This window comes from Actinotignum schaalii (genome assembly GCF_028864145.1).
Classification (GTDB): Bacteria; Actinomycetota; Actinomycetes; order Actinomycetales; family Actinomycetaceae; genus Actinotignum; species Actinotignum schaalii_B.
Window position 1 is genome coordinate 1 of record NZ_JARBHJ010000058.1, and the last position, 6,671, is coordinate 6,671.

The 6,671-nt window shown below is 64.2% G+C and carries 5 protein-coding genes; 2 read left to right on the forward strand and 3 right to left on the reverse strand.

Going from position 1 to position 6,671, the window contains the following annotated elements; genetic code table 11:
- Positions 1 to 117: 117 nt before the first annotated feature.
- Together PWJ82_RS09315 and PWJ82_RS09320 are read right to left on the reverse strand one after the other, a co-directional pair.
- Positions 118 to 963, reverse strand: coding sequence for a hypothetical protein (locus PWJ82_RS09315; protein WP_274736394.1), 846 nt, complete (start codon positions 961 to 963; stop codon positions 118 to 120).
- Positions 960 to 1,970, reverse strand: a complete 1,011-nt coding sequence (locus tag PWJ82_RS09320) for an ABC transporter ATP-binding protein (RefSeq protein ID WP_274736395.1) — start codon at positions 1,968 to 1,970, stop codon at positions 960 to 962. Before PWJ82_RS09320 ends, PWJ82_RS09315 begins: the two co-directional genes overlap by 4 nt.
- Positions 1,971 to 2,132: 162 nt before the next feature.
- On the opposite strand from PWJ82_RS09320, the gene PWJ82_RS09325 reads away from it, so the two are divergent.
- Together PWJ82_RS09325 and PWJ82_RS09330 are read left to right on the forward strand one after the other, a co-directional pair.
- Complete coding sequence (locus PWJ82_RS09325) at positions 2,133 to 4,163, forward strand: acyltransferase family protein (RefSeq protein ID WP_274736397.1); 2,031 nt, start codon at positions 2,133 to 2,135, stop codon at positions 4,161 to 4,163.
- Between the two features lie 25 nt (positions 4,164 to 4,188).
- The gene (locus PWJ82_RS09330) at positions 4,189 to 5,256 is read left to right on the forward strand and encodes an endonuclease/exonuclease/phosphatase family protein (protein WP_274736398.1); all 1,068 of its coding nucleotides are present in this window, start codon (positions 4,189 to 4,191) and stop codon (positions 5,254 to 5,256) included.
- Between the two features lie 743 nt (positions 5,257 to 5,999).
- On the opposite strand, the gene PWJ82_RS09335 is transcribed toward PWJ82_RS09330, so the two are convergent.
- Positions 6,000 to 6,509 (reverse strand): hypothetical protein, encoded by a 510-nt coding sequence (locus PWJ82_RS09335; protein WP_274736400.1) that lies wholly within the window; start codon positions 6,507 to 6,509, stop codon positions 6,000 to 6,002.
- Positions 6,510 to 6,671: the final 162 nt, after the last annotated feature.

The window sequence follows — 6,671 nt, forward strand, 5'->3', positions numbered from 1 at the left end:
TAGCGGGTGTTTTGTCCGCGGGGTGCGCGGGGGGCCCATTAAAGGGGGGGGCGCGCGGTAAGGGCCCGCCCCCCCACCTGCGTCGTCGTGTTTAAAAGCGCCGCGGCTCAGGCGTGACTACACGTCAGAGCGCGAGAAGCGCCACCCGCCCAGGGCAAGCAGCACCACCGCCAGGGCGCACCACAGCCCCAGGCCGAGGGCCGGGCTGGAAACCGTGAACGAGGTGACGTCGGCGCCGGCGTTGAGGCCGGGCGGGCTGAGCGCCGCGGTGAGGAGCATCGGCGGCAGGTAGGGGATCACGAAGCTGCGCACGAACTCGGAAGGGATAAGCGCGAGCACCGGGGAGAGCATCATCACCGCGAGGATGAGCACAATGGTGCCGGCAGAGCTGCGCAGCAGATATCCGATTCCCAGGGCCATCCACGCGGAGGTGACCATGGCGATGATGAAGTTAAGGAAGAGCCACCAGGCATCGCCGCTGAAGCCGATGGTGAGGCCGAAGAAGGTGCCCACCACGGCGCCCAATACTAGGAGCACCAGCGTGGTGACCAGGGCGACCAGGCTGAGCGCGAGGGTGCGGGCGGCCACGTTGCGCCAGCGGCGCGGGTCGGCGCTCACAGTGGAGCGCATGGTATTCGCGGCGTATTCCGAGCACACCGTGACGGCGCCGAAAGCCACCATGATGATCTGGAAAATGCTGCTCGCGCTGATGAGGACGTATGCGGCGAGGGAATGCTCCGCCCCCATGGCGGTGGCGTACGCATTGAGTTCGAGCTCGCTGGAACCCCAGGCGGTAAGCGCGGTGATCGCCAGGGAGAAGAGCGTCCCGATGATGAGCGTCCAGCGCAGCGAAGGCAGCGTGAGGATCTTGCGCAGTTCGGAGCGCAGCGAGCGGCCCAGCGCGACGCGGTAGTTCGGAGCCGCGAATTGGCTGATGCGCGGGGGAACATAAGCGGTACTCATCGGTGGCCTCCCGGGAGGTTCGTGGTGGGGCGGCCCGCGCCGTATTCGACGTCGTGGCCGGTCAGGTCCATGAAAATATCTTCCAGCGAGCGGTGGACGGTAGCCAGTTCGTCCAGCTGCACCCCCGCCTCGAAGGCGATTTTGCCGATGGCCGCGCGTGAACCACCCGGGATCGCGAAACGGGCGACCGGGGCGACCGGCGTGGCGTGCCCAACCGGCGTGGCGTGCGCCTCCGGCGCGCCCGCCGCGAGCCCCGCAACCTCGCTAGCATCCTGGAAGTCCAGCCCGGCTGCCCGCAGCGCACCCTCCAAGCCGGCCCGGTTGGGGGAGGCCACCAGCACCGTGGTATTCGCCGCGGCTTCGGTGAAACTCTCGATGGGCCCGAAAGCAATCATGCGCCCGCGCCCGATGACCAGCAGGTCATCGGCGGTTTGCTGCATTTCGCTCATGAGGTGCGAGGACACCAGAATGGTGCGGCCCTGCTGCGCGAGCGTGCGCATGAGCAGACGCACCCAGCGCACCCCGTCCGGGTCCAGCCCGTTGACGGGTTCGTCGAAGAGCAGCACTTCCGGATCACCCAGCAGTGCCGCGGCAATCCCGAGCCGCTGGCCCATTCCCAGCGAGAAGCCCTTGAGCTTGCGCTTGGCCACGCTCCCGATCCCCGTCAACTCGATAACTTCGTCCACGCGCCGGGCGGGAATCCCGTGGGTGGCCGCCAGAATCTGCAGGTGGCCACGCGCGCTGCGCGAACCGTGGAAGGCTTTGCCGTCCAGTAGTGCGCCCACCGTGGTGAGCGGGGAGGTGAGCTGTTCATAGGGCTGCCCGGCGATGAGGGCACGCCCGGAGGTGGGGCGATCTAGCCCCATAATGCAGCGCATCGTGGTGGATTTACCCGACCCGTTCGGGCCGAGGAACCCGGTGATTTTCCCAGGCTGGAGCTGGAAACTCAGGTTATCGACCGCGGTGGTCGCACCGTAGCGTTTCGTCAGGGCTTCGACTGTTATCACAGGCAGTCCTTTCGTGCTGAATGGGTGAGTGCCCGGCCGCGCCGGCACTCGCGCCGCCTATTCTACAGCCGCCCCGGCCGCTCCCCGGTGGTCCTCATCTCATGGACGCTCCGCAGCCCCGTGTCTCGCCTCCCCGTATTCGCGCAGTCCTAGAATGTGCCTATGCCGCAATCCTCACGCACCACCACCCGCATCCGCGCCCTCGACGGCATCCGCGCGCTCGCGATCATCGCGGTGGTGCTCTATCACATGCGTCCGGCGGTGCTGACCGGCGGATTCATCGGCGTCACGGTGTTTTTCGTGCTGTCCGGTTTCCTCATCACCCGCAGCGTGCTGCGCGAGCTGAGCCGCGAACGCCGCTTCTCCTACTTGCGTTACCTGCGCCGCCGCCTCCTGCGCCTGTGGCCTCCGGTTCTCGTCACCATCGCGGGGGCTGCGCTCTTCAGCTACATTTTTGCGCCCAGCCTGCTCCCGAAAGTGCAGGCCGACGCACTCCCGGCCGCGCTTTTCGCGAGTAACTGGGTCTATATTTTCCGCGAGGTCCCGTATTTCGCGGCCTCCGGCCTGCCGTCCCCCCTCACTCACCTGTGGTACCTGGGGGTCCTCGCCCAGTTCTACTTGCTCTGGCCGTTCATCCTGCTGGCCCTGCGCCGGGTGCGTTACTCGACGGTGCGGATCGTGGCGGGCCTGGCCCTCGCCTCCGCGCTGCTCATGGCCGTGCTTTTCTTCGCGGGTCCGGATTCCACCCGCGCCTACTACGGCCTGGATACTCGCGCCGCTGAACTCCTTATTGGCGCGCTCGCGGCTCTCGTTTCCCCGTATATTGCCTCCCTGTGGTCGCGCGCGGATAGTACGACGCCGCAGCCTCCCGCTCATTCCGCCACCTCTGCTTTCGCGTTGCGGGTCGGCACCGGCGCCGCTCTCCTGGCGTTGCTGGCGCTGGCTGTTTGGGCGGATGGTGAATCGGCCCTCACGTACGCGGGTGGTTTAACGACGACGGCGCTTCTGACCGCCCTCATTGTCCTCACCGTGCACAACCCGCGGTTGGGCCTGAGCCGGGTATTGGCCAGTGCCCCTTTTGCTTATTTGGGTTCGCGGTCCTTTTCCCTCTACCTGGTTCACTATCCGCTGTTGCTTTTCATGAATCCGGCTACCCGCACCGCGGAGATTTCCGGGGCGGCCAAGATCGGGCAGTTGCTGGTGGTGGGCCTGGTAGCGGAGCTGTTTTATCGGTGTGTGGAGCATCCGAGCGCGCGCCTGGCGCGGGCCGGCTGGCGCGCGGGTTTGCGTAGCTGGTGGACTAGCCTGCGCACGTGGCGTAGCGATATGCGCACGTGGTGCACCGGCGCGCGTAACTCGCGTAATTGGCGTAACTGGCGTAACTGGCCTAGCTTCGCGGGTAAGAACCAGCTGAGTGACACGGCCTTCGCGGTGCTGAGCGCGGTGTCTCTCCTGCTCGTGACTCTGCTAGCTTTTGCGCCGATTTCCTGGCAGCGCCTCGCGGATTCCCGCGCGGTGGCCTTGCGCCCGGAACTGGCTGCTCCTGCACCGCCGGCCAGCTCCGCTCCGGCCACCACCGGCGCGGTGCCCGGCGCAGCGCCCGCCCCGGCGACGCCCACTCCTACTCCACGTCCCAGCCCGGGCGCTCTCCAGCCCATCGCCACGAAAGTACCGGGCAATCTGGATGCTTCCGCGTGGAGTAAGGACCCGGCCACCGGTGTTTGCGGGGCTAACGCTGTGATGATCGGTGATTCGGTGACTTTGGGTGCCACCGAGACCCTCAAGGAGGTCCTTCCCAATTCGGTGGTGGACGGTAAGGTCAGCCGGCAATTCACCGCCGGCGCGGAGGTGTTCGCCCAGCGCCAAGCCCTCGGGGAGAAGCCGCGGGTGCTTATCTATGCGCTCGGCTCGAACGGAGCTATTGGCGGGGAAGCGGATATCCAAAAACTGGTGGACGCTGCTCAGGGTCTTCCCGTTTATTTCGTGACGAACCGCAGTCCGCTGCCGGCCCAAAACCCGAATAACGAGCTGCTCAAGGCCTACGCCGCTTCCCACCCGAATGTGGGCATTATTGATTGGTGGGCGGCTACCGAAGGCCACGAAGAATTCCTGCGTGACGATGGCATCCATCTCACACCCACCGGGCAGCAGCACTTCGCTACCCTTATCCAGCAGGCCCTGTGCGGGGCCTAAAAAGCCAGCCGGAAAGGTAGGCGCGGTGCGCGTTCTCAATTCTCTTCTCGGGTTGCTCCTTGCCGTCTTCGCGGTTTTCACGGTGCAACCGGCCTGGTTCGGTCCGGCCGCCCGGCTTGCCACCGTGGTGCCCGGGGCTCAGATCATGTCCAGCCGCGGGGCGCTGGCGCTCGGGATGCTGATCGCCGCGCTCGCGGTGGGGCTGCTCGGTGCGGTCCGTCGGTGTTTCGGGGGTGGGCGCGTGGCGGTGAGCTGCGCCGTCGTGCTGTTACTCGTGGCCCTCGCGCATGCCGGAACCTTGAGCGGGCGCGGGCTGGAGCGGGAGACCCTCGGCGCGCCCGCGGCCGGCGAGCTCACCGTTGTGCAGTACAACACCGAGGGCGGGCGCGTGGACTGGGATCAATTGGCCGATACCATCGTGCGGGTGGGGGCAGATGCGGTTTCGCTGATTGAAACCTCGGGCGATGCCGGTGCGGAGATCCAGGAGAAATTGGCCGCGCGCGGGGTTGACTACCAGCTTTTTGACGGCGGTGTTTCTCGCTATAACGCCGATTGGCGCTCTTCGGTGCTGCTCGTTTCAGCCGCGCGCGGGGAGTACGAAGCGGTGGATTTGAGCGAAAGCTACGGCGATGATCTGGCACGCGCGGTGGCGGCCGCGCCGCGCGACGGGGCGCGCCCGGATGCTCCGATGTTCGTGGCCGGGCACCCCACGGCCCCGGTACCTGCGTATATGGATCTGTGGCGCGCGGAGGCGCGGGCGTTGTACCAGGTGTGTGCGGCCGTGCCGGATGCGGTTGTTGCAGGGGATTTTAATTCGACGGCGGACCACCAGGCTGCTCTCAGCCCTAGCTCGACCTGCCGAGATCTGGGGGCTGACGCCGGAATCGGCGCGGTGGGGACCTGGCCCACCACGGTGCCCGCGCTGCTGGCCTCGCCTATTGATCGGGTCATGAGCTCGGGGGCCTACCGCGGGGTGGCCGGGGAGATCATCGACCCGGGTAACGCCAGCGACCACCGCGGTATCATCGTGCGGCTCAAGCCGGCTGCTGCTCCTGCTACTGATCCCACGCCGGCAACGGAATCCGATTCTTAGGGGCCGGCTGGGGCGGGGCCCGCAAGCCAAGGGCTTTCGGGTAAACTCCATCACAGGGAGCTCCGGGAAGGTCAATGTCGCGAAACATCGATACACCCCCGGGGCTATTGCTTTTGTGTTCAGCGTCTTTGCTCCACACAAACTTTTAGACAGGCTCGTCAAACCTGAGTCGTGCAACTTTAGTGACCCGGTTGTCCACGCGCATGTTAAATCTGCACGACTAGCGCAATACGAATTGCGCGACTCAAGCGCTAGTGCGTGCCGGGCGTCCGGCACCATCGCCGCTCAAAGCACGCCGGTGCCGTTGGGGCAGGTGTAAGCCACGGCCGAAAAACAGCCCCGAGCCGCTGCCACGCGCCACATCCACGAGGTGGGCAGAGAGGTGTCAAGTGCGCATTCTGGACCGTGTAGGTGCCATAGTGCGTGTTACAGACACGAAATCGGGTGTAAACACGGTGCTCTGCCGCGCGCTTCGTTTGCTGACCCAGTTCGTGCGGGTCCGCATCCGGATACATTCCAACGCCGCACCACCATTAGTAACTATTTTGTCTATTGGCCCCAGGCGTGGCACCCGAGGAGGTGCCCAATTTTACGCAGAAAATGCGGCACGACCCCGGTCAAGCTAAAACAACGCAACCGATTAGTGACCCAAAACCACCAACCACAACCCCCTGAACAGGGCAAACGTCGAAGAAAAACCTAAAATCCAAAAAGTTGCACGACTCAGGTCAAACGCGGGTGGTTCACTCTGCGATTGCTTGGAGTGCGATGGCGCGGTTGTTGCGCACCACGGAGCGCACCTGAATCTCTTCCCATTCCCGGATGCCGCGCTGGAGTGCTTCGCGTGCTTGCGGCGTGCATGCCACCCCGAACTCGTCAATAACGAAAAGAAGAACTTCTTCCAAGCAGGGGCGGAACCTGCGCCCACCTACTGGGAAGTGCACATCAGCAATCCGGGGAGTGCGGGCCTCGTTCCTGCGGCGCCGGCGTGAGCGTCGAGAATGCTTACCGCCCAGGAGCAAGGCGTGAGTCCATTCATCGCGATGGGAATGTACTTGGACATGTGCGCAGGGGATATTCGAGCGTGGTGAGCGAATATAATCCCACCGCACCAGGGGCTCTTTTCCAACCTTTCCATGAATCACTGAGAAGGTTGACTCATTGACAGCTAGAAGCCCGGTCTTCGAATTGAGGAAAACTTCGTAATCGAAGCGGACAATCAGGAAACGATCAACGCGAATATCTCCCGACAAGCTTTTTAGCGGGAGACCTCCCTTTGTGACCGTCTGATTTAGCAGCGAAAATCGAGGGTGTCAAATAGTTTGTGTAAATGCTTGATTTGAGTAAGAAATTGAGGATTAACTATGACTATGACTGATGTTCCTGATACTGCTAATGGCTCTACTGCTGATGCT